Source organism: Roseovarius arcticus (genome assembly GCF_006125015.1).
Lineage (GTDB): Bacteria > Pseudomonadota > Alphaproteobacteria > Rhodobacterales > Rhodobacteraceae > Roseovarius > Roseovarius arcticus.
Map to the genome: position 1 here is coordinate 3671771 of NZ_SZZN01000001.1, position 24253 is coordinate 3696023.

A 24253-nucleotide genomic window follows, 5' to 3' on the forward strand; every position below is an offset into this window, starting at 1 on the left:
TTGAACGGCGCGGAAAAAACATCAAATGTGTGGCCAGCCCCCGAAGGATGCCCCCGCAATGCCCTACGCCCATTCCGACAGCCAACCAGCCGTCCTGTCCAATCCTGCCCCCGACATACGCGAACGCCTTAAGCTGGAGGGTGGCAAGCGGTTCGAGATGGTTAGCGATTTTGAGCCTGCAGGGGACCAGCCGACGGCGATTGCCGAGATCTCTCAGGCGATCAAGGATGGCGACCGCGATCAGGTGCTGCTGGGCGCGACCGGGACGGGCAAGACGTATACGATGGCGATGGTGATTGAGGAAACGCAGCGCCCTGCGATTATTCTGGCCCCGAACAAGACACTGGCGGCCCAGCTATACGGCGAGTTCAAGGGGTTCTTTCCGAACAACGCGGTCGAGTATTTCGTCAGTTATTACGATTATTACCAGCCCGAGGCCTATGTCGCACGCAGCGATACCTTCATCGAGAAGGAGAGCCAAATCAACGAGCAGATTGACCGCATGCGCCACTCGGCCACGCGTGCCCTGCTTGAGCGAGACGATGTGATTATCGTCGCATCGGTCAGCTGCATCTACGGTATCGGTAGCGTCGAAACATATGGCGCGATGACCCAAGACCTGAAGGTCGGCTCTGATTACGACCAGCGCCAAGTGATGGCTGATCTGGTCGCGCAGCAGTACAAGCGCAATGACGCGGCATTCCAGCGCGGCAGTTTTAGGGTCCGTGGCGACAGCCTTGAGATTTTCCCGGCTCACCTTGAGGATCGCGCGTGGCGGCTGTCCTTCTTTGGTAATGAGCTGGAGGCGATCATCGAGTTTGATCCGCTGACCGGCGAAAAGACCGGCAGTTTCGAGCAGATTCGCGTTTATGCCAACAGTCACTATGTGACACCGAAACCCACGATGAATCAGGCCATTATAGGGATCAAGAAGGAGCTGCGCATCCGGCTGGATCAATTGGTCGCCGAAGGCAAGCTATTAGAGGCGCAGCGGCTGGAGCAGCGCACGAAGTTCGATCTGGAAATGTTGGAGGCCACAGGCGTCTGCAACGGGATCGAGAACTATTCGCGCTACCTAACAGGCCGCGCCCCCGGTGAGCCGCCCCCCACGCTTTTTGAATTCATCCCCGACAATGCCATCGTGTTCGCTGACGAATCTCACGTGTCAGTGCCGCAGATCGGCGCGATGTACAAAGGCGACTATCGCCGCAAATTCACGCTGGCCGAGCATGGTTTTCGCCTGCCGTCCTGCATGGATAACAGGCCCCTCAAATTTGAGGAATGGGATGCGATGCGGCCCCAATCAGTGTTCGTATCTGCGACCCCCGCCAAGTGGGAGATTGAGCAGACAGGCGGCGTCTTTACCGAACAGGTGATCCGCCCCACCGGCCTTTTGGACCCGATGATTGAGGTGCGCCCCGTCGGCACGCAGGTTGACGATCTGCTGGACGAGGTGCGCCGCGTCACGGCCGCAGGCTACCGCACACTGGTGACGACCCTGACGAAACGCATGTCCGAGGACCTGACTGAATACATGCACGAGCAAGGCATCAAGGTCCGCTACATGCACTCAGAGATCGACACGATCGAGCGGATCGAAATTTTGCGCGATCTGCGTCTGGGCGCGTTCGATGTGCTGATCGGGATCAACCTGCTGCGGGAGGGTTTGGATATTCCTGAATGTGGCCTCGTCGCGATCCTTGATGCAGACAAGGAAGGCTTTTTGAGATCCGAAACTTCGCTGATTCAGACAATTGGCCGCGCGGCCCGAAACTCTGACGGTCGCGTCATCATGTATGCAGACCGCATAACGGGCAGTATGGAACGCGCGATAGGCGAGACGGATCGCCGCCGAGACAAGCAGATCGCCTATAACGAAAAGCACGGGATCACCCCAGCGACGGTCAAAAAGAACGTCGAGGACATCCTTGCGGGTCTCTACAAAGGCGACGTCGATATGGCCCGCGTCACAGCCAAGATTGACAAGCCGATGCATGGCGCCAATCTAGCGGCGCATCTGGACGGCTTGCGCGTCGACATGCGAAAGGCCGCCGAGAACCTCGAATTCGAAGAGGCCGCGCGCCTGCGCGACGAGGTAAAGCGTCTGGAGGCCGTCGATCTGGCTATCTCGGACGATCCAATGGCACATCAGTCGGCTGTAGAGGAGGCTGTGTCAGCCGGGTCCAAGATGCGCGGACGCTCCACAGCGGGCAAGCCGGGTCAGCGCGGTGGAAATGTCAAGCGGCGGAGGAAGTGAGGAACCCTTAGGGCGATTGCTACGTTGCATGTCCAAGTTATTTAAAAAAGGGAATGCACGTCATGGAATATGGTCTATTCGGAATTTTGGTTCTGATCGCAGACATATACGCGATCTACCAGACACTCACCTCCTCCGCATCGACGGGGAAAAAGGTCGTCTGGACATTGGCGATCCTGATCTTGCCGGTGCTCGGCTTCATCGCTTGGCTGATCTTTGGCCCGCGCGGCAACAAGGCGGCTGTATAGCACCTGTTTTATGTTCAGCTGCGAAAAGAGCGGGCGTATCTGCCCGCTCTTTTATTCGTCTGACGTAAGTTGGACAAACCTGCCGGACGTCCGATATCGAAGGTTTGGCTGGGAGAGCCCCCACGACATTCTGAGAAACAGCCCATCGCAAACCCCGAACGTTACTTGCTCTTTGCGTGCTCCGTATCGCTGATTGTCGATTGGCGCAGGCTGGCCGTAGCGCTATGGTTTGGAAATGACCAATACCATCTCTGCACCGCCACTACGGCCCGCCGCATGAGCCTGCTTTTGCTAGCCGGGACGGGCGAGGCGCGCGAACTGGCGGACGCGATGGCGGCCAATGGGCTACCTTTCACCGTCTGGCTGCCCGAAGGCGGACGAGTAGCGCCCGATTGGCCGTGCGATATTCATCGCAGCCCGTTGGCAGAGTGTCTGGCGGTATCGGTGCCAACCGCAATCCTAGATGCCAGCCATCCATTTGCCGTGCAAATATCGCGCGTTGCCGCCGATCATTGCGCGCAAAGAGGCCTGCCCTATTGCCTGCTGCGCCGCCCCGAATGGCGTGCGCAGTCCGGCGATCTATGGGTTCATGTGAGTAGCGAAGCGGAGGCGGCGCAAAAGATCGCGCCCGGTAGCCGGGTGCTGGTCGCGTCGGGGCGCGAGGGTCTAGCGGATTTTGCGGCGCTGAATGAATGCTATGTATACTGCCGCCAGATTGGCGGCGCGCCCGATGCACCCTTTCCGCTCCCCAATGGTGAGTGGTTGGTCCAGCAGCCCCCCTTTCCGGTCGAGGAGGAGATTGCGCTATTCCGCCGTCTGAGGATCGACTGGTTGGTATTGCGCAATGCAGGCAGTAGGCGGGCGGATTCCAAATTGACAGCCGCGCGCCGCGCGGGTGTCCAGGTCGCGATGATAGGCCGCCCCGCGCCGCCAGACGCACCTTGCGTGAGTACGGTTGAGGCGGCGCTGGAATGGGCGCAATCGCTGTGAGCGTGCGTATCATCGAAACGGACGCCGACGTGGCAAAGGACGCAATCGCACTTTGCGCGATGTGCTCGCGTCTGGCCGATGCCTTCACCCAGACCGGGCAATTGCCCCTGCGGCGCAAGCCAGACGGCTTTGCCGAACTCCTCAGCGCAATTGTCAGCCAGCAGGTCAGTGTCGCGTCGGCCAATGCCATCTGGGCGCGGATGCAGGAGGCGGGCCTAACCGCCCCTGCGCCCGTCTTGCGGGCGGGCGAAGGTGGTCTGCGCGCCGCTGGCCTTAGCCGTCAAAAGATTCGGTATGCTCAGGAACTGGCTCGCGCCGGGATTGATTGGGTCGCGCTGCGCGCCATGCCCACGGATGCGGTGCTGAAAACGCTGACACAGGTACCCGGCATTGGCACATGGACTGCGGAAATTTATGCGATGTTCAGCCTCGGCCATGCCGATGTGTTCGCCCATGGCGATCTGGCCCTGCAGGAAGCGGCGCGCATTCTATACGATCTGCCCGAGCGCCCGGACGAGCGCGCGATGCGCGTCATTGCCGCAGAATGGAGCCCCTATAGGTCGGTTGCTGCCCGCCTGCTTTGGGCCTACTACCGGGTAGCGAAACAAAGAGAAGGCATCAGATGACGCGCGTACTTAACGCTGGCCGCAAAGAGCCGATTTCGGGCGAGACGAAGTCAATCGTGGTGTTTCTGCATGGGTATGGCGCCAATGGGCCTGACCTCTTGGGCCTTGCCGACCCGCTGGCCGATCACTTGCCAGATACGTTGTTCGTAGCGCCTGACGCACCTGAAAACGTTCCGGGGATGCCGAACGGGTTTCAATGGTTTCCCATCCCGTGGATCGACAACAGCAGCGAGGAGGAGGCCGAGCGCGGATTGCTGGCCGCCTCGGACGATCTGAACGCGTTTCTGGATGCGCTGATGGTGGACGAGGACGTGCTGCCCGAGCAAGTCGTGCTCTTCGGCTTTTCCCAAGGGTCGATGATGGCCCTGCACGTCGCGCCCCGGAGGGAGGACGCGCTTGCCGGGATCGTCGCCTTTTCGGGCCGCCTTTTGCGCCCAGAATTGCTGGAGGATGAGGCCGTCTCGCGTTTGCCTATCCTGCTGGTGCATGGCGACGCCGATGAGGTGGTTCCTGCCAAGTCACTGCCCGAAGCCGCCGAGGCGCTGCAAACGGCCGGTTGGAAGGATGTCTATGCCCACGTGATGAAGGGTACTGGCCACGGCATCGCGCCCGATGGGCTAGAGGTAGCGCTGGCCTTTATGGCGGATAAGCTGGGGCTGGGTTAAGCCGCTTCGCGGCGTTGCCGCAGCACCAGCCAGATCAGCGCGCCAGCCGCCAGCACCAAGAAAGGCGCCATCGCCAGATTGACCGATGTCCAACCCGTTTGCGCATCGCCGCCCGAGCAATTCATTAAGCCGCCCGATGCCAGTGACGCGACGGTGACGCCGCCGAAAACCAGCAAATCGTTCAATCCTTGCATCCGCCCCCGCTCGTGCGGCTCATGCGCGCTGGTCAGCATCGACGTGGCCCCGATAAAGCCAAAGTTCCATCCCAGGCCCAGCAGCACCAGCGCGACAAAGAAGTTGGGAAGCTCGACCCCCTGAAGGGCAACCACACCTGCCGCAGCAAGGATCGCGATTCCCGCGCCCATGATCCTCTCGGAGCCAAAGCGCGCGATCAGGTGCCCGGTAAAGAAGGACGGCGCATACATCGCCAGGACATGCGCAGTCACCACGTCCGCCGCGCGCCCCGGACCAAATCCGCACCCGACCACTGCCAGCGGTGTCGATGTCATCACAAGGTTCATCAACGCATAGGACACCATCGCGCAGATCACCGCGACTGCAATACGCGGCGTCTTGAGCAGCTCTAGCCGGGTGCGCCCGCGCGGCGCATTCTCAGACGGGACCGGCGGCTTGGGGATACTGAGGAATAAAAACAGGGTGGATCCGGTGACGTTTAGCGCGATCACCGCCAGATAGGTGCCGAGGAAAGGCACGACCATCGCCTCTGCCGTCACCTTGACCAGCTGAGGGCCGATGATCGCGCTCATCAAGCCGCCCGCGAGGACGTATGAAATTGCTTTGGGACGGAATGCGTCGCTGGCTGTGTCGGCTGCGGCAAAGCGGTAGAAACCTTGCGCGCTCATGTAGATGCCGGTCAGAAAGCTGCCGAACAAAAACAGCGGGAAGGACGCGGTATATAGACCATAAGCCCCCACAGCCCCGCCGATCGCGCCGCCCGTTGTCCCGACGAGAAAGCCGACCCTGCGGCCATACCGCTGCATGATCGCCGACACCGGCGTCGCCGACAGCATTGAGCCGATGACGATCAGCGAGATGGGAAGTGTGGCGAAACAAGCGTTCGCAGCCAGCCCGCCGCCCGCCAGACCTGCGACGACGAATATCATCGGCATTTGCGCACCAAGGATCGCCTGCGCCAAAACCAGAACGGTGACGTTTCGGCGGGCGCGTGCGTCGTCGATGAGGGGGGCTGCTTGTGTCATGCGGCAAACTGCTAGACTTGTTGCGGTGCCTTAGCAAGAGGCGGGCAACGGCGGAATGTTTGCCTAAGGAATCCCTATTCTTCCCAAGAGCGAGCGAACTAAGACACTCCTTGTCAGACGCTTACTCTACTCAGGCCACCTCGGCTGCCAGCCCCCGGCACAGCGGATCCATGTCGCGCACCGAATCGCCAGCCATCTGGCCCTGCCAATCCAGCACTTGGCGCATCAGCACCGATCGTCCGATGCACAGCAGGGCAGGCGGCTCCAGCCCGCTGGCCTCAATATCGGATGCCATGCGGCTAAGTGTCGTTTCAATGACTTGCTGCTGCGGCGTTGTCGCGTTGCAGACCACGGCGCAAGGCTCGTCCGGGTCGCGGCCGTGCGTTATCAGCGAGGCTGAGATTTGCGCCGCGTGTTTCATACCCATGTAGATCACCAGCAGTTGACTGCCCTCTGCCAGCGCCTTCCAGTTCAGCGAAGAGGGCGCGTTGCCCGACTGATCATGGCCGGTCACGAAGGTCACGGACTGATTCACGTCGCGGTGCGTCACCGGGATGCCGGCATAGGCCAGCCCGCCGATACCCGCGCTAATGCCTGGAATAATCCGCACTGGCACGCCATGCTGCACCAGCGTCTGTGCCTCTTCGCCGCCGCGTCCAAAGACGAAGGGATCACCTCCCTTGAGGCGCAGCACCCGCTTGCCCGCGCGGGCGAGGTCGACGAGGCGAAGAGATATGTCGCGTTGCACAGTGGACGGTTTCCCGCCGCGCTTGCCAGCATAAATCTTCTCGGCCTGAGGCGCCCAATCGAGGATGACCTCCTGCACCAGCGCGTCATAAACCACTACATCAGCCTGCCGCAGTGCGTTCAGCGCGTGAATCGTCAGCAAGCCCGGATCACCGGGGCCAGCACCGCACAGCCAGACCCATCCGGGCTGAATCGTGGGCCACTGATGGGCAGGGAGGGGAAGTGCATCAAACATGTATGTAGATATGGCGCAGGATTTTGCAGACGAAAAGAGGTGGGCACTGCGCGAAGCAGGACCAGCGTAAAACGCTGTTCGGCGCTCTGGGCCGTAAGGAGCGTCTTTGTTCGCGCTTCCATGGATGGCGATGGTTTTGGCCTGCTTTTAACCGCTATCGCGGAACAAGGTTTTAATTCTCTAGGGACGACGCCGTGGCTGCTGGAACACTGTTCCTACCATCTTCCCGTCACTGAGCGAGCCATCAAGCCCAGAGATGACCGAATCGGCGACGGCTCCAGCCCCCCATCCGGCACTAATTGAGGCTGGGCAAAGGCGTGCCGCAAAACGCCCTCGGCCTGCCAAGAGGCGAGCAGGGCGGGCCGCGCCTGAGCGCTAATGTCATTGCGCCGTGCGCGCGCCGCAGCAAGGCGGCGCAGCCCGTCCTGGGCCAACGCACGGATCCCCTCGGGGCGGCCATCCAGCAGCGGTATGCGTCCGGCCTCCTCCAGCGCTGGAATGGCGCGCAGCCATCCTGCGACGCCAGTGGCGTATCCCGCGTCCATAACGACAGCGGCATCGGCTTGCCCTAATGCGCGCGCGGCGGCCAGCATCAGGTTGCCGCTGGTATGTTCAAGATAGCGGGTCAAATGCGCCTCATCCTCGAACGGGTCGCGGTAGATGTCCCACTGCCGCGACACGATCAGCGCATCCAGTAACGCGGCGCCTTCGGCGTCCAGCACTTCGGCGAGAGGTGTGACGACCTCGTGCCGCCGCACCTTGCCGCCCTGCGCGATCTCATCCAGCGCGTCGCGCCACCATTGCAAGCGCATTTCGGCAATGATGGATTCCTGCGTCAGCCATGGGGCGCGCGACACTTCGACGTTGAAGGCATAGACCGGAAACAGCACCCGGCGCGCCGCCACCGGCGCCGCCATCGCCGCACGAAAGCGGTCGGGATCGCCCCGGCGCAGCAAGTCGGCGCAACCTGTCAGGTCATCGCCTAGATCACTCACCTTGCAGCAGCTTCCAGTTGATTGCGTCCAGCAGCGCATCGAATGATGCATCGACTATGTTCGCGCTGACGCCCACGGTCGACCATTGGCGACCCTGCTCGTCCTCGCTGTCGATGATGACGCGGGTCACGGCCTCGGTTCCGCCTTGCGTGATGCGGACCTTGAAATCGACCAGCCGCATGTCGTCTATTGCGCTTTGGTAGCGGCCCAGATCCTTGGCCAGCGCCTTTGCCAGGGCGTTGACCGGGCCGCGGTCGCAGCCGTCTGCATCCATCGACTCGCTGACCGACAGCTTTTTCTCGCCGTCGACCTTCACCACGACGACAGCCTCGGACAGGCTGACCATCTGGTCATACTTGTTCTTGCGCCGCTCGACGGTGACCTTGTAGCGCTTGACCTCAAAGAACTGGGGTAGTTGGCCTAAGGCGCGCCGCGCCAACAACTCGAAACTGGCCTGCGCGCTGTCGTAGGTATAGCCAGCCGCCTCACGTTCCTTGATCTGCTCGAGGATGAGGGCAAGGGCGGGATCGCCCGGCGCCACGTCGATCCCTGCCTCCATCAGGCGCTGGCGCAGGTTCGACTGGCCGGCCTGATTGGACATTGGGATGATGCGCGCGTTGCCGACCAGCGCTGGGTCGATATGCTCGTAGGTCGACGGGTCCTTGAGGATCGCGCTGGCGTGCAGGCCGGCCTTGTGGGCAAAGGCCGACGCGCCGACATAGGCGGCCTGCCGCATTGGCACGCGGTTCAGGATATCGTCCAGCTTGCGTGACACGCGGCTGAGGTTTTGCAGGGCATCCAAGTTGACGCCGATCTCGTAGGTGCTGGCGTATGGCTCCTTCAGCAGCAGGGTCGGGATCAGCGTGGTCAGGTTGGCGTTGCCGCACCGCTCGCCCAGCCCGTTCAGCGTGCCTTGGATCTGGCGCGCTCCTGCATCGACAGCGGCCAGCGCGCCTGCGACGGCATTTTCGGTGTCGTTATGGGTGTGGATGCCAAGGCGGTCGCCGGGGATGCCGGCCGCGATTACCTCGGCGGTGACGCGCCCGATTTCGGTAGGCAGGGTGCCGCCATTGGTGTCGCATAGCACGATCCAGCGGGCGCCGGCGCTCAGCGCGGCATGGCACACCTCCAGCGCATAGGCCGGGTTCGCCTTGTAACCGTCAAAGAAATGTTCAGCGTCCAGCAGCGCCTCGCGACCGCTAGCGACAAGGTGTTTGATCGAGGCTGCGACGTTTTCCGTATTCTCGGCCAGCGTTATGCCCAGCGCCCGCTCCACATGGAAATCATGCGCCTTGCCGACCAAGCAGACGGAGGCGGTGCCTGCGTTCATCACGGCAGCCAGCACATCGTCATTGGCCGCGCTGCGGCCCGCACGCTTGGTCATGCCAAAGGCGGTCATGCGAGCGCGCGTCTTGGGGCCCGCGTCGAAAAAAGCGCTGTCGGTCGGGTTCGCGCCGGGCCAGCCGCCCTCAATATAGTCGACGCCGAGGCTGTCCAGCATTTCCGCAATGCGCTGCTTTTCAGCGGTCGAGAATTGGACGCCCTGCGTCTGCTGCCCGTCGCGCAGAGTGGTGTCGTAGAGAGAGAGGCGGGTGCGGGTCATGCCCTCGCCACCGAATGTGATGCGCTGTGCTTGAGGTGTTCTGCCCGTGGGAACCACGGGCAGCCCCCGACCGCCCCCACGGGCGGGGGCTTTGGCCCCACCCTCGGTCGGGGGCTGCCTTTGTATTGGAGGACGGTCATTCGAGGGCTTCCAGTTTTGCCATGTCTACTTCTTTGGTAAACTCCCAATGTCTCCCATCAGATGCAAAATCCACCTTGATGCCCAAATCAGCAAGACCATCTCGCAACCGGTCTGCAACCGACCAATCTTTCTTGCTGCGCGCCATCCGCCATTTCGCGATTTTCTCCCGCACCAATGCGTCTATCATTTCGTCAGTTCGGGCCGCTTCGTCGTCGCCTAGCACATCCTTTATCGCCTTGCTGATATGGTAGGCTGGATGCAGCCGGTGCATATCGAGATTTTCAAAACCTAGAAACCGCAATGACGCTAAAAAACTTGATGCTGCTTCAACGCCGAAAGTGCGTACGGACATCGCCTCACCTGCAAGCTTATGCAACCTCGTCAACGCCAACGGTGCATTTAGATCGTTCGTCAGAGCCTGGAATATCTCTGGATCTAATTCGCCGGTCCGAGCTGACAGATCTGGGTACGTATTCAGCAGCTGACGCTGCAACGTCTGATACTTGCTCAAACGCCCGATCGCCTCCTTCGCCTTCTCCGCTGTCCAATCCATTGGCTTCCGATAATGCGTGCTTAAAAACACAAACCGGATCACTTCCCCCGGCACGCCCTGATCCAGCAGATCCCGCACGGTAAAGAAATTGCCCAAGCTCTTGGACATCTTCTTGCCTTCGACCTGTAGCATCTCGTTATGCATCCAGACCTGCGCAAAGCCGCCCTCGGGATGGGCGCAGCAGCTTTGCGCGATTTCGTTCTCGTGGTGCGGAAACATCAGGTCGTTGCCGCCACCGTGAATGTCGAACGAAGCACCCAGTAATTCATACGCCATGGCCGAGCATTCGATATGCCAGCCGGGGCGGCCATAGCCCCACGGGCTGTCCCATCCGGGCTGCTCGCCCGACGATGGCTTCCACAGAACGAAGTCCATCGGGTTGCGTTTGTATGGCGCAACCTCGACCCGCGCGCCGGCGATCATGTCGTCGATGCTGCGGCCTGACAGGGCGCCGTATTCGGAGTAGCTCTCGACCGCGAATAGCACATGCCCCTCGGCCTCATAGGCGTGGCCCTTGGCAATCAGATCTTCGATCATCGTAACCATCTGGGGGATGAATTCAGTCGCGCGCGGCATCAAGTTTGGCTGCAGGGCGCCAAGGCTGCCCATATCGTCCAGAAACCACTGGATTGTCTCATCCGTGATCTCGCCTATCTTGCGACCGCTCTGGGCTGCCCGCGCGTTGATCTTGTCATCGACGTCGGTAAAGTTGCGCACGTAGGTCACGGCGCTCTCTCCATAGACATGGCGCAGAAGGCGATAGAGCACGTCGAACACCACCACAGGCCGCGCATTGCCCAGATGCGCGCGGTCATAGACAGTTGGCCCGCACACATACATCCGCACGTTTTCGTCGTCCAAGGGTGTGAACACTTCTTTTTGGCGCGTGCGGGTGTTGTGCAGCTTGATCTGGGTCATGGCGGGCCTCGCGGGGCTGGGATGGCTTTGGTTTGCGCTGGGCTTATCAATTCCGCGTCGGCTTTGAAATAGTGCAGATAGCCGCGATTTGCGCTGATGCGGATGAGGGCCCGAAGGCGCGGGCGCCTTATTTATGGTGCAAAAGCGACATAGGTCGCAATCAGGACAGACGGCGCGCACCCCTCATGCTGAGTTTAAGGTGTCACTAGCGGAGAGATGGCCATGACGCCATTCAGCAAGATCGCCCTCGTCGTGCGCACCATCGGCGCTGAGAGGGGCCGTGCGGCACGGGGCGGGCCGGTGGATCGCTGCTGACTGCTCGCCGATTTCCCTTTGACCTCTCGCAAATGAGGCCCCTGACATGAACGATATCTCTCCACGCCGCTCTGGTGGACGCGCCGCGCGCCGCGCTGTCCGGTCTGCACCACCATCCGATGCCATGCGCTCAATCCGGCCCGGAATGGAAGGGGGGCGGTATAATCCCCTGACGGATGCTGAGGTGCTGCGCATCCACAATACCGCGCTAGACGCGCTGGAGCAGATTGGCCTTGCCGATGCGCCTGCCAGCGGGGTGGCCTATCTGACGGGTGCAGGTGCTATTCTGGGCGATGACGGGCGCATTCGTTTCCCCCGAGCGCTGGTTGAGGATGTGATTGCACGTGCCAATCGCAGCGTGACCTTGATGGGCCGCGATGCGCGGCACGATTTGCACCTATCCGGCAGCCGCGTCCATTATGGCACCGCCGGCGCGGCGGTAAACATGATCGATGTAGACGGCCGCAATTACCGCGAGTGTACCGTGCAGGATCTGCACGATGCCGCACGGATTGCTGACGTGCTGGATAATATCCACTTTTTGCAGCGCCCGATGGTGTGCCGCGACATTCCCGACAACCTCGAGATGGACCTGAACACGATCTATGCCTGCTGTGCCGGCACGACCAAGCATGTCGGTGTGTCCTTCACCGAGCGCGATTTCGCCCGTAAGGGGATCGAAATGCTGCACCTGATCGCAGGCGGCGAGGCGGCATGGCGCGAACGGCCATTTGTGTCGAACTCCAACTGTTTCGTCGTGCCGCCGATGAAATTTGCCACCGAAGCGTGCGAGGTGATGGAGGAGTGCATCAAGGGCGGCATGCCCGTCCTGCTGCTGAGTGCGGGCATGGCGGGCGCGACTGCGCCGTCGACGATCGCGGGCGCTATTGTGCAAGCGACCGCTGAATGCCTTGCTGGTCTCGTTTATGTCGATGCGGTAAAGCCGGGGCATCCGGCGATTTTTGGGACTTGGCCTTTTGGCCTCGACCTGCGCACGGGCGCTATGACTGGCGGCTCGGGCGAGCAGGCATTGCTGACGGCCGGCTGTGCGCAGATGCACCGCTTTTACGATGTGCCCGGCGGGGCAGCGGCAGGCATTACGGATGCCAAGCTGCCCGACATGCAAGCCGGGTGGGAGCAGATGTGCTCGAACGTGATGGCGGGCCTGTCGGGGCTAAATATGGTTTACGAGGCGGCGGGAATGCACGCTTCGCTACTTGGTTTTTGCCTCGAGTCGCTGATTTTGGGGAACGACCTGATCGGACACGCCCAGCGCTGTGTCCGCGGTATCGAGGTTGATGACGAGACGTTGGCGCTGGAACAGATCCGCTCGGTCTGTATCGGCGGCCCCGGTCATTATCTGGGCACGCCTCAGACTCTGGCCCGGATGGAGAGTGACTATCAATACCCTCAGACCGGTAACCGGATGAGCCCCAAGCAATGGGCCGAAGAGAACAAGCCAGACCTCAATACCGATGCGACAACTCGCAAGGAAGCAATCCTGGCTGAACGGTCGGCGGCGCGCTTTGCCCCCGATGTCGATGCGGCGATACGGGCAGCGTACAACATACACCTTCCGTCCTGAGGCGCTTCTGCGTTAGCGTGGCCGCGATTAGGAGCCGCGCATGAGCCTAACTGTATTCCTCGCCGTCATCGGCGCCGCGATCCTGCACGCCGTTTGGAACGCGGCGGTCAAGGGTAGCACGGACAAGCGGACGGCCATGGGGGCGGTGGTGATTGGCCACGCGCCTCTGGCGGCGCTCGCGTTATGCTTTGCGCCGATGCCCAGCCTCGCTAGCCTGCCATGGATGGCGGCGGGACTGGCGTTGCATTTTGGCTATCAGCTGTTTTTGATGCACGCATACGAGCATGGCGATCTGAGCCAAGTCTATCCCATTGCGCGCGGGTCTGCACCTTTGATCGTCGCGGTCGTTTCGGTCACCGCGCTGGGCGTGCATCTAAAAGGCGCCGAGATGCTGGCGGTCGCGGTTATCGCTGCCGGTATCCTCAGCCTCGTTCTGGTGCGCCGGGCTGACGGGATGCGCAATGGGCGCGCCGCAGGGCTGGCATTGGTCACCGGCATGTTTATCGCATCCTATTCGCTGGTCGATGGATATGGCGCGCGGATTGCAGGCACTTCTTTGGGTTTCTACGGGTGGGTCGCGTTGATCAATGCGCCGCTGATGGCGATCTATCTTGGGACGCGAGAACCGGGGATACTGCGGCGCATCGCAGGAACGGGGCGCGTTACCGCCATATTCGGCGGCTCCGCGTCGTTTGTCGCGTATGCAATAGTGACGTGGGCGTTCACGCAGGCGCCGATCGCGCTGGTCACAGCATTGCGCGAAACCAGCGTTGTGTTTGCACTGTTGATTGGCGTTTTTTGCCTGAAGGAGCGTCTGGATCTGGCCAAGGTGCTGGCCACGTCTGCCACGCTCGTCGGTGCGGTCCTTCTGCGCTATGCGCGGCAGTCCTGATCCTATGCGCCTCCTCGCCTTTTCCGATTTGCACCGCGACACGAACGCCGCCCGCAAGATCGTGGAGGCAAGCGAAGAGGCAGACGTCGTAATTGGCGCGGGCGATTTCGCCACGAAAGGCATCGGCGCGTCGGAGACGCTGAAGATCCTCGCAACCTGTCATGCGCCAGTGCTGATCGTGCATGGCAACCACGACGCGCCCGGTGAGATTGCCGCGCTGTGCGCGCGCTGGCCGAACGTGACCTACCTACATGGCACGGGTGTCCGCATCGGGGGCGTCGATTTTTTCGGCGTCGGCGGCGAGGTGCCCAAGCGAAAAGCGTATGATTGGAACACCGCCCATTCCGAGGATGAGGCCGCCCGGATGCTAACCGCCTGCCCAGCAGGGGCCGTGCTGATCACCCACACCCCGCCACTCGGCACCGCCGATCTGCAAAAGAATGGCGCGCATGAGGGCAGCGCGGCGATCCGTGATGCGATCACTGCACATAATGCGGTGCTGTGCCTGTGCGGCCATATTCATGCGTCTTGGGGTGCGGGTGGACAGGTGGGCTGCGCGCACGTGCGCAATCTGGGGCCGGTGCCAAACTGGTTCGACATCGGGGCCCGGGCAGGGCAATAAAAGTCCAAGCGGGTAGGGGGCGCGCCATTCAACCGGGCCATCTGGTGATCAACACGGCCTTGCGATGGACGGCGCTGCCGCAATTTTCCGCCATTCAGGCTTTTACATAACGCCGGGACTTGTCTGGCGGGACGAGTGGCTGAGCCACCCAAACGGATTGGTGCGGCACACTCCAGATGCCATTTCGCGGATATGAGTTGCACGAGGTACCGCCAAACGGGCAGGGCATTGCCGCGCTCATCGCGCTGGGGCTCGTCGATCGCACGGGCGTCGTGGGGGCAGGACCCGCAGGCAGCCAGCGACGCACCGCGGTGGCAGGTGGTGTCAGGCCGCAAAGTTGCGGTTGAGAATGCTATGCCCGAGCCGACTGTCGAGGCGTTGCGCGCCATGGGGCATAATGTGGTGCGCGAAGGGACGGCAGCCGAGTTCGGTTTTGGCGGGGCGCAGCTGATCCGCCGTATGGAGGATGGCTATATCGGTGGGTCGGACCATCGCAAGGATGGCGGCGTGGTTGGGTTCTAAGGCGCTTCGACGCGGGAGAACGCCAAGCGCACATTCAACGTCACCTCCCCTCAGGCGAGGATGAAGTAGACCTTGCGCACATGCGTCAGGTTTTCCCACGTCCCGTCAAAGCCTGCAGCAACGACAAAGGTATCACCGGCGCCAAACCGGCGCTGTACGCCTGCACTGTCGGTCAGGCACACTTCACCCTCAAGGATATGGCACATCTCGTCAAAATCGCACTTGCACCGTTCCAGATGTGGCTCCGCCTCCCATATCCCGGCAGTCGCGCCTTTGCCCTCGTTCTGGAAATGTTGCCAACTGGTCGCGTGATAGGGTGTGTCGACGGCGGCAGGATCGTCTGTGATGCTCTCGCTGGCGGGAACAGACTTGTCGAACGGGATGACGTGGGCGGGATTGGTCATGATACTACCTTATGAGCCAAAGCCGATGTTGAACCGGTCCAGCGTTTTAAGAAAGACTGAGCGATGCCCTGTTGCGTCCTCGCGCGCAAGGTCGCGCTGCGCCCATTTTATGCCAAGACTGCGCAGAGGCTCGGGTGGGAAAGGTATAGCAATGCTGCGCAGCATTTTGAGTTCTGTGCGTTCCGTCTTGCGCTCTTGCAGGCGGTCCAGCATCGTCAGCGCGCCAAAGCGCGTCGCAGCCACGCCCTGCCCGGAAAAACCGGCGGCATACGCGACGCGCCCGCCCATGGCCGTGCCGACAAAGGCGGTCAGGCGCGCGGACGTGTCGATGATGCCGCCCCAGCGGTGAGTGAACCCAATATCACCAAGCGCGGGAAACGCGTCGCGAAAGTTCGCCTCAATCCGCGAGTAGGTGATATCGCGGTGATGCAATTCCTCGCCCCGTCCGCTGCCGTAGTGATAGACAGCGTCATACCCACCCCAGAGGATGCGGTTATCCGCCGTTTTGCGAAAATAGTGAAACTGGTTGCCGCTGTCTGCGATGCCGTAGCGCCCCTGCCAGCCGATGGACTTTAGCTGCGTGTCCGTCAGCGGCTCGCTCATCAAAGTGTAGTCGAAAACCGGGATGATTAAGGGCCGCACCCGGCGCAGCAGCGGCACGGCGGCATTGGTCGCAAGGATCGCCTGCGCTGCCGTGATGATACCAGCGGCGGTCGTTAGGCCCACATTTTCCTGCGCATTTGCGATGCCTGTAACCTTGGTATCCTCAAAGACCTGCACGCCCTGCGCGATCGCTGCCTTGGCCAGCCCATCCACCAGCTTGGCGGGGTTCACCAGCGCATAGTTCGGCTCAAAAAGGCCAGCATGATAGCGCGGCGTGTCAAATCGCGCATCGAGCGCCGCACCCTCCAGCAGCTCTGTCTTGATCCCGAAGCGTGCGTAGGTCGCCTGCATGTCCCGCAATCCAGCTACCTGCCAAGGCGCCGCGGCGACGTTCAGCTTGCCCTCACGCTCAAACTCGGCGTCGATGGCGTAAGTGTCCAGATCGGCCTCTAGTTCGTCGAGGTTTTCGCGTCCCAGCCGGACCAGCGCCTCGGCCTCACCGGGCCAGCGCGCAACCGCATTACTCACCCCATGCGAGATGCTGGGTGCGCAAAATCCGCCGTTGCGCCCGCTGGCGGCGTTGCCCATCTGGCCGCCCTCCAGCACCACGATACGGGCATCTGGCATCCGCTCGCGCGCCTTTAGGGCCGACCAGAGGCCCGAAAAGCCGCCCCCGACGATTGCCAGATCGCAGGTGATATCGCCGTCCAGCGGCGCGGCAGTCACCGGATTGGTAACGGTCTCGCGCCAGTAAGGCGCGGATTTCGCGGCGGCGAATTTGGTCATAAGACCAGCCTACACATGCTTGCGACCACCTTCGTCAAGGAACCAGTCGTCGTCGTAGGGATACCACCAGTCGTGGCGTTGTGGCTTGTGGTCCATGATGACCATTTTTGTACGGCGGAACGTGTCTAGGCCCATGCGCCCCAACTCTCGCCCGATGCCGGAGTTTTTCCAGCCGCCGAACGGCAGCGCGTCATTGTCGATCATCGGATTGTTGATCCAGACCATGCCAGCCTCCAGTCGCTCATACGCTTCATGCGCCTCATTTAGGTCAGTGGTGAACACCGACGCGCCAAGGCCGAACTCGCTGTCATTGGCCATAGCTATGGCCGTGTCAAAGTCGGGGACGCGAACGATGGCGGCGACGGGGCCGAACACCTCTTCGTTAAGGATTGCCATGTCGGGTGTGCAATTCGTGAGGATCGTGGGGGCGTAAAACCAGCCGGTTTCAAGCCCTTCAGGGACGCCGCCGCCGCATTCGACTACTGCGCCTTGCGCGACTGCGTCATCGACCAGACGTGCCACCTTGTCACGGGCGGCCTCACTGACCAATGGGCCGATCTCGGACTTTTGCAGGCCATTTCCGATGCGCAGGCGCTGCGTCTCGGTCACGAATGCGGCGACAAATTCGTCATGTACTGCGTCCACGACATACATCCGTTCGGTCGAAGTGCAGACTTGGCCGCTCATGTGGAATGCGCCAGTAACGGCTCCGGCTGCTGCGATGGCTATGGGGGCATGCGCGGTGATTATCATCGGGTCCGATCCACCCGCCTCAATCACCGCGGGTTTCAGGCGCCGTGCCGCGGCCTCGGCCACGGCGCGGCCCGCCTTGACCGATCCGGTAAAGGCGATGGCGTGGGTTTTGGGGCTATCGACCAGCGCCGTGCCCACATCCACGCCGCCGGGCAGGCAGGCGACGAGGCCTTCGGGCAGGCCCGAGAATACCTTCATGAATTCCAGCGTCGATAGGGTTGTCGCCTCGGCGGGCTTGATAATTGCCCCATTGCCTGCGGCAAGTGACGCGGCGACGGTCCAGCACATCAGCAGGATGGGAAAGTTGAAGGGCATAATATGGACAGACACGCCCAAAGGCTCGTACCGAGCAAATTGCAGTGATCCCATCTGCGTGGTGCCCGCCACCTTCCCCGCCTCGTCGCGGGCCATTTCGGCATAGTACCGGAAAATAGGCGCGCAGTTGGCGACCTCACCGATGGCCTCTGGGTAGGGCTTGCCCATCTCGCGGCTCATCAGGATTGCGCAGTCTGTCATGTCATGCGCCTCAATTGCGCTGGCTAGTTTGTGTAAGGTCGCGGCGCGAGACTTGGCGTCGGTATGTGCCCAGATTTTCTGCGCAGCATTGACCGAGGCAAGGACGGTCTCAATCTCACTTTCCCTGACCTCTGCGCGCTGGCCGACGACTTCTAGGGTGGCAGGATCAACCACGTCGCGCGGTGTGCCTTGGCTAGCGTGAAAGCCGGGGGCGAGATAGTAGACGGATGAGGGGGCGCTAGACATTAACATGCCCTTTCAGTGTGCTGGGTAGAGGTGATCCGAGCGGCGGCAGCCTGCCAATCGGGCAGATGTGTCTCCAGCAGCGCTGTGATGTCGCGTAACTGCGCGGCTTCTAGCGCTGTGCGCAATTGCTCCGCGACGCGGGGTATCCACTTGAGGTAGGCCTGCTTGCCATTCAGGCGGTCCAACCGCACAAAAACGCCCAGAATGCGCGCGTGTCGCTGCGCAGCGAGGATGTGATAGCGTTGGCGAATATCCGCAGCATTGCCCAACCCAGCGGGTGCATTTTCGATATAGCGCGCCAGCATTTCATCCTCCAGACCCGGCGCCAGATCGCGGCGCGCATCTTGCAAGAGTGACATCAGGTCATACTCGCACGGGCCGATGACGGCATCCTGAAAATCCAGCAGACCGCAGCGAGCCACACCGCTGCGCGCGCTCAGCAGAAGCAGGTTATCGACGTGGAAATCGCGCATAACCAGCGTGTCATGACGTTCTGCAATCGGTGCTAGCGCGCCTTGCCAACGGGCGCGCCAGTCGCGCGCGAAATCGTCGCTTAGGCCCGGTGCGATGGCGGGCGCAAACCATTCGGCAAAGATCGCCAGCTCGTTCAAGTGCGTGTCCAAATCATAGAGCGGCTGAACCACCTCGGCGCTGCGGGGATCGTGGTGCAGGTGCAGCAGCGCATCAACGGCGAGGCAGTATAGCGCGTGCTCGTCCTCGCCCGTCCTGAGGCATTGCGCATAGGTCGCATCGCCCAGATCCTCGATCAGGGCGAGCCCATTTTCCGGATCATTCGCCAACACCCGTGGGGCCGACAATCCAAGCTGGTTCAGGTGCGCCGACAGACGCAAATAGGCGGCATACCCGACTGGATCGGTTGGATCCTCCATTAGGATCAGGCCGCACCCCTCCAGCCTGTGATACCGCCGGGGGGAGGCGTCTGCAGTGAACGGCGTCAAGATTGCCCCGCCATAGCCCTCCGATGCCAGAAAGGCGGCGGAAGTGGTACTGAGCGTCGTGGCGGGCGCGGCGGTCATCGGATCATGTAGACCTTCTTGATTGTCTCATGGACGGTGCAGACCCCCTTCCAATCCTTTGGGAAGAACGCCGCCGTGTCGGGCGCTATTTCGATCACATCGCCGGATTCGTGGACATAGGTGCAGCGCCCCTCAATGAAGTGACAGAATTCGTCCGACGTCACGTGGCAGTCCCATTTACCGGGGGTGCAGATCCAGAGGCCACATTCACTCTGCCCATCCGGCCCCTTGTGCAGGACCTTGCCCGATACGTGGCTCTCTCCTTCTATCATGGTGGGGATGATGCCCCAGTCGACAGTGTCGGTGATCTCTAGCGGGTTTCGCATCACAGGTGCTTTCATCGGCTTTCTCCTTCAGACCAGCATGTAAATGTTGCGCAGTGTCTCGGTGATCTCTGCGGTGCCTTCCCAGCCTGCGGGGAACATGACGCAAATTCCGGGGCCTGCCTCGACCACCTCATCGCTGCCGTCGCGGCGGTAGGTGACGCGGCCCGCTACGAAGTGGCAGAATTCGTCTCGCGGCACGCAGATGCGCCAAGTGCCCGGGGAGCAGACCCAGACGCCCGTTTCGGGTGAGTTGCCGGGCCCCTTGTGCAAGAGCCGCCCGGTCGAGTGCGACTGGCCTGCGATCATATCCGGCTGCGGGCCCCAATCGGCCAGATCGTCATAGGTCGTGGCATCATGGATATGCGGCGCAGATGATTTGAGATCGGTCATTATTGCGCCTCTGCCAGGTCGCAAAGCAGCTTGGCCGCTTTTTCCTGACCGTTCTGCGACTGCATATGCGCGCTGGTCTTGGCCAGCCGCGCGGCCATATCCGCATCCGTCAGACAGGCCTCAATTTTGGCCGTCAGATCCTCGTCCGTCCACTCATAGCGGTCCGAGCGGAAGCCGTGACCCGTCTCCTGCACGCGCATCGCGTTATCGTGCCCGTCCCAGACGTAGGACATGATGATCGCCGGTTTGCCGAAGTAGAGGCATTCGGTGAACGAGTTGTTTCCGCCGTGGTGGATGACAACATCGACCTGCGGAATGACCGAGGGCTGGGGGAACCAGCTGCCGATTATGACATTGTCTGGGATGTCCGAATACTCAGTCTCGTAATCGCCCACGTTAACCAGCGCGCGGTAGCGGCTTCCGCCGATCAGTTTAATGATCCGTTTCAGCAGGTCTGTATCGCCAGCACCCAGTGAGCCGAACGAGACATAAAGGAGGGGGCCGTCGTTGTTCTCCTTGAACGTCGGAACCTCATACGGCTTGTCCTGCCGCACACAGCCTTCGAGATATTGGAAGCGCTTAGGGTCAAGCGATTGCGCGCGGTCGTATTTCATCTGCTCAGGATAAAGCAGCAGGTTCAGATACGGCGACGGCTCAAAGAATTCGCCTGTGGGGTAAGGGTCTTCGCCGGTGGTCTTAAGGAAAGCGTTGAAATCGTCGTGTATCGGCTTGATGACCTCATTGAATTTCTTGCGAAAGGCCGCGTGACCCTCGGTATCGTTGACCGACATGCCCGACAGGTGTGGCGGGATGTCCGCATCCTCAATCTCGTTTTCCGAGCATGAAATGATGCGCACCCACGGCACGCCGAACTGCTTGATCGCGGGGAACAGGATCACATTATCGACGGCGATCACATCCGGCTTAATCTTGGCGAGGATGCCCGGCAGGTCCTTTTCGGCCCATTTTGCGCTGTCGACGATCGCCTCCCAGCATTCCTTGACGTAGTTGTCGATCTGGTCGATCGGCGTTTTGCGAAAGTTGGGGATGTGTCCGTTGATAAAATCCTCCCAGAACTTGGCCATTTTCTCGGGGGGCATCGGCTCGCTCAGGTTTACGGGATACGCCTCAAAGCCATAGTCCTTGTAGATATCGACAAAGCCGGGATCGGATAGGAACACCACCTTATGACCCTTCCGCTCGACCGCTTGCGCGATACCGACGGAATTGAGGGCAGGGCCAAAGGCGGCCTCGGGAAAGAAGGCGAAGGTTTTCTGGGTCATTGGGTGGTCTCCTTGTCGGTTTGGTCTGCTGCCGCTTGGACGCGGTCATTGGTGTGTCAGAGGGGGAATGCACGGGTGTCGCGCGCAGCCCAGTAAACGATGATTTCGTCGCCCTCGGCCACTGGGCGGGCCTCGGCATCACCAGCCGTCAGGCGCATCAGGATTGGCTCGGGCGCGGCAGGGGTTTTCAGGTGCACTTGCAGATCAAGCCCGTGATAGGCGGTCGCGACTACCCTGCCGGTGGTGCTGTTCTCGGCCTTAGGAATCAGGCTCAGACGTTCGGGGCGCACGGCCGCCACGCCTTGCTGGCCATCGCTCAGCGGCGTTCCGGCGGCAATGACGCTGCCATCCTCGGCGAAAAGCTGGCCGGCATTCTCGCGTACAGGAAAGAAGTTCATCACGCCAATAAAGTCCGCGGCAAAGCGGCTGCCGGGATGCTCGTAAATCTCGCGCGGTGTGCCTGATTGCAGTAACTTGCCATCCTTCAGGATCGCGACGCGGTCGGCCATCACCAGCGCTTCCTCCTGGTCGTGCGTCACGATGATGAAGGTGATGCCGAACTCATGCTGAATGCGCTTGAGCTCCAATTGCATTTCGCCGCGCAGCTTCTTGTCCAGCGCGCCCAGCGGCTCGTCCAATAGCAGCACACGGGGCCGTTTGACCAGCGCACGCGCCAACGCCACACGCTGGCGCTGGCCGCCCGATAGTTGGTCGGGCTTGCGCTTGGCCAGATGGCTTAGCTGGATCACTTCGAGGATCTCATCAACGCGGGATTTGATCTGGACCTTTGGCAGCTTCTCCATCTCCAGCCCGTAGGCGATGTTCTGCGCTACGCTCATATGCGGGAACAGCGCGTAGGACTGAAACATCAGGTTGACGGGGCGGTGATTGGGCGGAACGTTGGACACATCCTTGCCGTCGAGAATGATTTGCCCCGCATCGGGTATCTCAAAGCCGGCCAGCATCCGCAGCAACGTTGTTTTGCCACTACCGGACGCACCCAAGAGGGCGAAGAACTCGTTCTCATGGATGTCGAGGTCGATCCCGTCGATGGCGCGGACCGCACCAAAATGCTTCGAGGCGCCCTTGATCGATAGCAATGCGTCGGTCATTGGCCCGGTAGCCCCCCACGGTTCAGACGTTGCGACAGGGCCAGGATGATAACCGAGACGGTCATGACAATAGCGGCGAGCGCGTTGATTTCAGGGGTGACGCCGAAACGGATCATGGCAAAGATTTGCATCGGTAGTGTGATGGAATCTCGGCCCGCGCCTGCGGTAAAGAACGCGATGATGAATTCGTCCAGCGACAGGGTGAATGCCAGCAGCGCACCGGCGATCACGGCGGGCAGCATGACGGGTAGCACCACGCGCCAGAGTGTGACGATCATCGGCGCCCCCAGATCAGCGGACGCCTCGACGATAGCCCAGTCGAACGTTTTCAGCCGTGCGCGCACGACCGAGCAGACAAAGGCGAGATTAAAGACGACATGGCTGACGATCACAGTGTGCAGGCCCATCGTGAAGTTAAGCAACGAGAAAAAGCTGAGCAACGCGATCGCCAGTACAATGTCGGGGATAATCATGGGGGCAAAGATTATCGTCTCAAGGAACCGTCCCTTGCGGCGGCGGATTTCGACACCAACGGCAAGCAGCGTGCCGAGGATTGTCGCGAGAATGGTGGACACTATGGCAACGATCAGCGTGTTTAGGGCGGCGCCCATGATGTCGCCATTGCGGAACAACTCGCCGTACCATTTGACCGAAAATCCTGTCCATACGGTGGGCAACCCGCCCTCATTGAACGACAGCGCGAAGAGAACGGAAATCGGGATATAGAGGAACGCAAAAACCGCCGAGAGGATCATCAGCATCAGTTTCGGGTTGGCGGTGCCGCGCATGATCTAGTCCTCCCGCCGCGCGCCAGAGGCACGCTCGGTCGCGAAGGTCTGAAGGGTTAGCAGGCCCATCATGATCGCAATCAGGAACATCGACAGCGCGGCGCCAAAGGGCCAGTCATTCGCGGTAAGAAACTGCGCATAGACGAGGTTGCCGATCATCTGGAATTGCCCTCCTCCTAGAAGTGCCGGTGTCACGAAATTGCCGATGCTGAGGACAAAGACAAAGACAAAGCCCGTCGCGATCCCCGGCACTGTCATAGGCAGGATCACCCGGCGGAACGTGGTCCAGCCACCGCCACCCAGATCGCGCGACGCCTCTGCGATCTCGGGGTTGAGGCGCGACAGCGGCGCGTAGCAGGCCAGAATGACGAAAGGCAGGTAGTTATAGACCAGCCCGATCACCACGGCGGTTTCGGTATAGAGCATCTTGGGCAAGTCCCCGTCATAGCCCAGCCAAACAGCGACGCCGGCGATCAGCCCTTCGCGATTCAACATCACGATCCATGCGTAGGTGCGCACGAGATAATTCGACCAAAACGGCAGCACTGCGAAAAAGAGCAGCGTTGCCTGACGGCGGGATGGCGCGGCGGCGATGGCGTAGGCGGCAGCGTAGCCGATCACAACGGCAATGGTCGCTGACAGCCCCGCGATCCACGCCGATTTCAGGAAAATCCCCGCATAGAGAGGGTCGAACACCAGCGCGATATTTTCCATCGTAAAGGTATATTCGATGCCGCCATAAATACCGCGCCGAAAAAACGCCAGCGCAAGGACAAGCAAGCACGGCACCACCATGAAAGCAGTGAGCCACACCAGCGCCGGCGTCATCAGGTATAGCGGTTTGCGGTCGGTCATCTGCTCGCTTTGGTCAGGTG

The 24253-nt window shown here is 61.1% G+C and carries 24 protein-coding genes; 9 read left to right on the forward strand and 15 right to left on the reverse strand.

Features of this window, described 5'->3' with window-relative positions:
• Window positions 1–58 precede the first annotated feature (58 nt).
• From uvrB to MK6180000_RS17580, 5 genes are all read left to right on the forward strand, one after another.
• The gene (uvrB, locus tag MK6180000_RS17560) at window positions 59–2257 is read left to right on the forward strand and encodes an excinuclease ABC subunit UvrB (RefSeq protein WP_138935923.1); all 2199 of its coding nucleotides are present in this window, start codon (window positions 59–61) and stop codon (window positions 2255–2257) included.
• A gap of 62 nt (window positions 2258–2319) precedes the next feature.
• Window positions 2320–2505, forward strand: coding sequence for a PLDc N-terminal domain-containing protein (locus tag MK6180000_RS17565; RefSeq protein ID WP_138935924.1), 186 nt, complete (start codon window positions 2320–2322; stop codon window positions 2503–2505).
• Between the two features lie 276 nt (window positions 2506–2781).
• A complete protein-coding gene (locus MK6180000_RS17570; RefSeq protein ID WP_138935925.1) occupies window positions 2782–3495 on the forward strand; it encodes a precorrin-6A/cobalt-precorrin-6A reductase in 714 nt (237 codons plus the stop codon).
• Entirely contained in the window at window positions 3477–4121 is a 645-nt protein-coding gene (locus MK6180000_RS17575) for a DNA-3-methyladenine glycosylase family protein (protein ID WP_425466850.1), read from the forward strand. The genes MK6180000_RS17570 and MK6180000_RS17575 overlap by 19 nt, the downstream gene beginning before the upstream one ends.
• Window positions 4118–4786, forward strand: a complete 669-nt coding sequence (locus tag MK6180000_RS17580; protein ID WP_138935926.1) for an alpha/beta hydrolase — start codon at window positions 4118–4120, stop codon at window positions 4784–4786. The genes MK6180000_RS17575 and MK6180000_RS17580 overlap by 4 nt, the downstream gene beginning before the upstream one ends.
• Here MK6180000_RS17580 and MK6180000_RS17585 read toward each other — a convergent pair.
• The 5 genes from MK6180000_RS17585 to cysS all read right to left on the reverse strand — a co-directional run bounded on the left by MK6180000_RS17585 (window position 4783) and on the right by cysS (window position 11198).
• The gene (locus MK6180000_RS17585) at window positions 4783–6006 is read right to left on the reverse strand and encodes an MFS transporter (RefSeq protein WP_138935927.1); all 1224 of its coding nucleotides are present in this window, start codon (window positions 6004–6006) and stop codon (window positions 4783–4785) included. The genes MK6180000_RS17580 and MK6180000_RS17585 overlap by 4 nt on opposite strands.
• Window positions 6007–6136: 130 nt before the next feature.
• Window positions 6137–6988: a uroporphyrinogen-III C-methyltransferase gene (gene cobA / locus MK6180000_RS17590; protein WP_138935928.1), complete on the reverse strand. Its 852-nt coding sequence runs from the start codon at window positions 6986–6988 to the stop codon at window positions 6137–6139.
• Between the two features lie 215 nt (window positions 6989–7203).
• The gene (locus MK6180000_RS17595) at window positions 7204–7983 is read right to left on the reverse strand and encodes a squalene/phytoene synthase family protein (RefSeq protein WP_246040565.1); all 780 of its coding nucleotides are present in this window, start codon (window positions 7981–7983) and stop codon (window positions 7204–7206) included.
• Window positions 7976–9586 carry a citramalate synthase gene (gene cimA, locus MK6180000_RS17600; RefSeq protein WP_138935930.1) on the reverse strand — a complete coding sequence of 537 codons (1611 nt, stop codon included), beginning with the start codon at window positions 9584–9586 and terminating at the stop codon, window positions 7976–7978. The genes MK6180000_RS17595 and cimA overlap by 8 nt, the downstream gene beginning before the upstream one ends.
• A 136-nt stretch (window positions 9587–9722) precedes the next feature.
• On the reverse strand, window positions 9723–11198 hold the full coding sequence (gene cysS / locus MK6180000_RS17605; protein WP_138935931.1) for a cysteine--tRNA ligase: 1476 nt from the start codon (window positions 11196–11198) through the stop codon (window positions 9723–9725).
• Between the two features lie 361 nt (window positions 11199–11559).
• Between cysS and MK6180000_RS17610 the strand changes: the two genes are divergently transcribed.
• The 4 genes from MK6180000_RS17610 (at window position 11560) to MK6180000_RS17625 (ending at window position 15134) form a co-directional block, all read left to right on the forward strand.
• A complete protein-coding gene (locus tag MK6180000_RS17610; protein WP_138935932.1) occupies window positions 11560–13098 on the forward strand; it encodes a trimethylamine methyltransferase family protein in 1539 nt (512 codons plus the stop codon).
• A gap of 40 nt (window positions 13099–13138) precedes the next feature.
• Entirely contained in the window at window positions 13139–13990 is an 852-nt protein-coding gene (locus MK6180000_RS17615) for an EamA family transporter (RefSeq protein WP_138935933.1), read from the forward strand.
• A 4-nt stretch (window positions 13991–13994) separates the two neighbouring features.
• Window positions 13995–14612 (forward strand): metallophosphoesterase family protein, encoded by a 618-nt coding sequence (locus MK6180000_RS17620; protein ID WP_171054682.1) that lies wholly within the window; start codon window positions 13995–13997, stop codon window positions 14610–14612.
• A 228-nt stretch (window positions 14613–14840) separates the two neighbouring features.
• Window positions 14841–15134, forward strand: a complete 294-nt coding sequence (locus tag MK6180000_RS17625; RefSeq protein ID WP_212751923.1) for a gamma-glutamyltransferase — start codon at window positions 14841–14843, stop codon at window positions 15132–15134.
• Between the two features lie 50 nt (window positions 15135–15184).
• Here MK6180000_RS17625 and MK6180000_RS17630 read toward each other — a convergent pair whose 3' ends face one another.
• The 10 genes from MK6180000_RS17630 to MK6180000_RS17675 are packed head-to-tail and all read right to left on the reverse strand — an operon-like array spanning window position 15185 to window position 24233.
• Window positions 15185–15538, reverse strand: a complete 354-nt coding sequence (locus MK6180000_RS17630; protein ID WP_138935936.1) for a cupin domain-containing protein — start codon at window positions 15536–15538, stop codon at window positions 15185–15187.
• A 9-nt stretch (window positions 15539–15547) separates the two neighbouring features.
• Window positions 15548–16927 carry an NAD(P)/FAD-dependent oxidoreductase gene (locus tag MK6180000_RS17635; protein ID WP_138935937.1) on the reverse strand — a complete coding sequence of 460 codons (1380 nt, stop codon included), beginning with the start codon at window positions 16925–16927 and terminating at the stop codon, window positions 15548–15550.
• 9 nt (window positions 16928–16936) lie between these two features.
• Window positions 16937–18442 (reverse strand): aldehyde dehydrogenase family protein, encoded by a 1506-nt coding sequence (locus MK6180000_RS17640; RefSeq protein ID WP_138935938.1) that lies wholly within the window; start codon window positions 18440–18442, stop codon window positions 16937–16939.
• Window positions 18442–19479 carry an aminoglycoside phosphotransferase family protein gene (locus MK6180000_RS17645; protein ID WP_138935939.1) on the reverse strand — a complete coding sequence of 346 codons (1038 nt, stop codon included), beginning with the start codon at window positions 19477–19479 and terminating at the stop codon, window positions 18442–18444. The genes MK6180000_RS17640 and MK6180000_RS17645 overlap by 1 nt, the downstream gene beginning before the upstream one ends.
• On the reverse strand, window positions 19476–19820 hold the full coding sequence (locus MK6180000_RS17650) for a cupin domain-containing protein (RefSeq protein WP_138935940.1): 345 nt from the start codon (window positions 19818–19820) through the stop codon (window positions 19476–19478). The genes MK6180000_RS17645 and MK6180000_RS17650 overlap by 4 nt, the downstream gene beginning before the upstream one ends.
• Before the next feature lie 12 nt (window positions 19821–19832).
• Window positions 19833–20195 carry a cupin domain-containing protein gene (locus MK6180000_RS17655; protein WP_138935941.1) on the reverse strand — a complete coding sequence of 121 codons (363 nt, stop codon included), beginning with the start codon at window positions 20193–20195 and terminating at the stop codon, window positions 19833–19835.
• Entirely contained in the window at window positions 20195–21478 is a 1284-nt protein-coding gene (locus tag MK6180000_RS17660) for a glycosyltransferase (protein ID WP_138935942.1), read from the reverse strand. The genes MK6180000_RS17655 and MK6180000_RS17660 overlap by 1 nt, the downstream gene beginning before the upstream one ends.
• 56 nt (window positions 21479–21534) lie before the next feature.
• Entirely contained in the window at window positions 21535–22590 is a 1056-nt protein-coding gene (locus MK6180000_RS17665; protein WP_138935943.1) for an ABC transporter ATP-binding protein, read from the reverse strand.
• Complete coding sequence (locus MK6180000_RS17670) at window positions 22587–23378, reverse strand: ABC transporter permease (RefSeq protein WP_138935944.1); 792 nt, start codon at window positions 23376–23378, stop codon at window positions 22587–22589. Before MK6180000_RS17670 ends, MK6180000_RS17665 begins: the two co-directional genes overlap by 4 nt.
• A gap of 3 nt (window positions 23379–23381) precedes the next feature.
• A complete protein-coding gene (locus MK6180000_RS17675; RefSeq protein ID WP_212751924.1) occupies window positions 23382–24233 on the reverse strand; it encodes an ABC transporter permease in 852 nt (283 codons plus the stop codon).
• Between the last annotated feature and the right edge of the window lie 20 nt (window positions 24234–24253).

Bases quoted from the DNA above. Each gene is read 5' to 3' on its own strand.
- MK6180000_RS17640 (WP_138935938.1), bottom strand. From the start codon at position 18,442: ATGTCTAGCGCCCCCTCATCCGTCTACTATCTCGCCCCCGGCTTTCAC.
- cimA (WP_138935930.1), bottom strand. From the start codon at position 9,586: ATGACCCGCACCCGCCTCTCTCTCTACGACACCACTCTGCGCGACGGG.
- MK6180000_RS17660 (WP_138935942.1), bottom strand. From the start codon at position 21,478: ATGACCCAGAAAACCTTCGCCTTCTTTCCCGAGGCCGCCTTTGGCCCT.
- MK6180000_RS17630 (WP_138935936.1), bottom strand. From the start codon at position 15,538: ATGACCAATCCCGCCCACGTCATCCCGTTCGACAAGTCTGTTCCCGCC.
- MK6180000_RS17645 (WP_138935939.1), bottom strand. From the start codon at position 19,479: ATGACCGCCGCGCCCGCCACGACGCTCAGTACCACTTCCGCCGCCTTT.
- MK6180000_RS17610 (WP_138935932.1), top strand. From the start codon at position 11,560: ATGAACGATATCTCTCCACGCCGCTCTGGTGGACGCGCCGCGCGCCGC.
- MK6180000_RS17580 (WP_138935926.1), top strand. From the start codon at position 4,118: ATGACGCGCGTACTTAACGCTGGCCGCAAAGAGCCGATTTCGGGCGAG.
- cysS (WP_138935931.1), bottom strand. From the start codon at position 11,198: ATGACCCAGATCAAGCTGCACAACACCCGCACGCGCCAAAAAGAAGTG.
- cobA (WP_138935928.1), bottom strand. From the start codon at position 6,988: ATGTTTGATGCACTTCCCCTCCCTGCCCATCAGTGGCCCACGATTCAG.
- MK6180000_RS17675 (WP_212751924.1), bottom strand. From the start codon at position 24,233: ATGACCGACCGCAAACCGCTATACCTGATGACGCCGGCGCTGGTGTGG.
- MK6180000_RS17670 (WP_138935944.1), bottom strand. From the start codon at position 23,378: ATGCGCGGCACCGCCAACCCGAAACTGATGCTGATGATCCTCTCGGCG.
- MK6180000_RS17565 (WP_138935924.1), top strand. From the start codon at position 2,320: ATGGAATATGGTCTATTCGGAATTTTGGTTCTGATCGCAGACATATAC.
- MK6180000_RS17655 (WP_138935941.1), bottom strand. From the start codon at position 20,195: ATGACCGATCTCAAATCATCTGCGCCGCATATCCATGATGCCACGACC.
- uvrB (WP_138935923.1), top strand. From the start codon at position 59: ATGCCCTACGCCCATTCCGACAGCCAACCAGCCGTCCTGTCCAATCCT.
- MK6180000_RS17615 (WP_138935933.1), top strand. From the start codon at position 13,139: ATGAGCCTAACTGTATTCCTCGCCGTCATCGGCGCCGCGATCCTGCAC.
- MK6180000_RS17570 (WP_138935925.1), top strand. From the start codon at position 2,782: ATGAGCCTGCTTTTGCTAGCCGGGACGGGCGAGGCGCGCGAACTGGCG.
- MK6180000_RS17620 (WP_171054682.1), top strand. From the start codon at position 13,995: ATGCGCCTCCTCGCCTTTTCCGATTTGCACCGCGACACGAACGCCGCC.
- MK6180000_RS17575 (WP_425466850.1), top strand. From the start codon at position 3,477: ATGGGCGCAATCGCTGTGAGCGTGCGTATCATCGAAACGGACGCCGAC.
- MK6180000_RS17585 (WP_138935927.1), bottom strand. From the start codon at position 6,006: ATGACACAAGCAGCCCCCCTCATCGACGACGCACGCGCCCGCCGAAAC.
- MK6180000_RS17650 (WP_138935940.1), bottom strand. From the start codon at position 19,820: ATGAAAGCACCTGTGATGCGAAACCCGCTAGAGATCACCGACACTGTC.
- MK6180000_RS17665 (WP_138935943.1), bottom strand. From the start codon at position 22,590: ATGACCGACGCATTGCTATCGATCAAGGGCGCCTCGAAGCATTTTGGT.
- MK6180000_RS17635 (WP_138935937.1), bottom strand. From the start codon at position 16,927: ATGACCAAATTCGCCGCCGCGAAATCCGCGCCTTACTGGCGCGAGACC.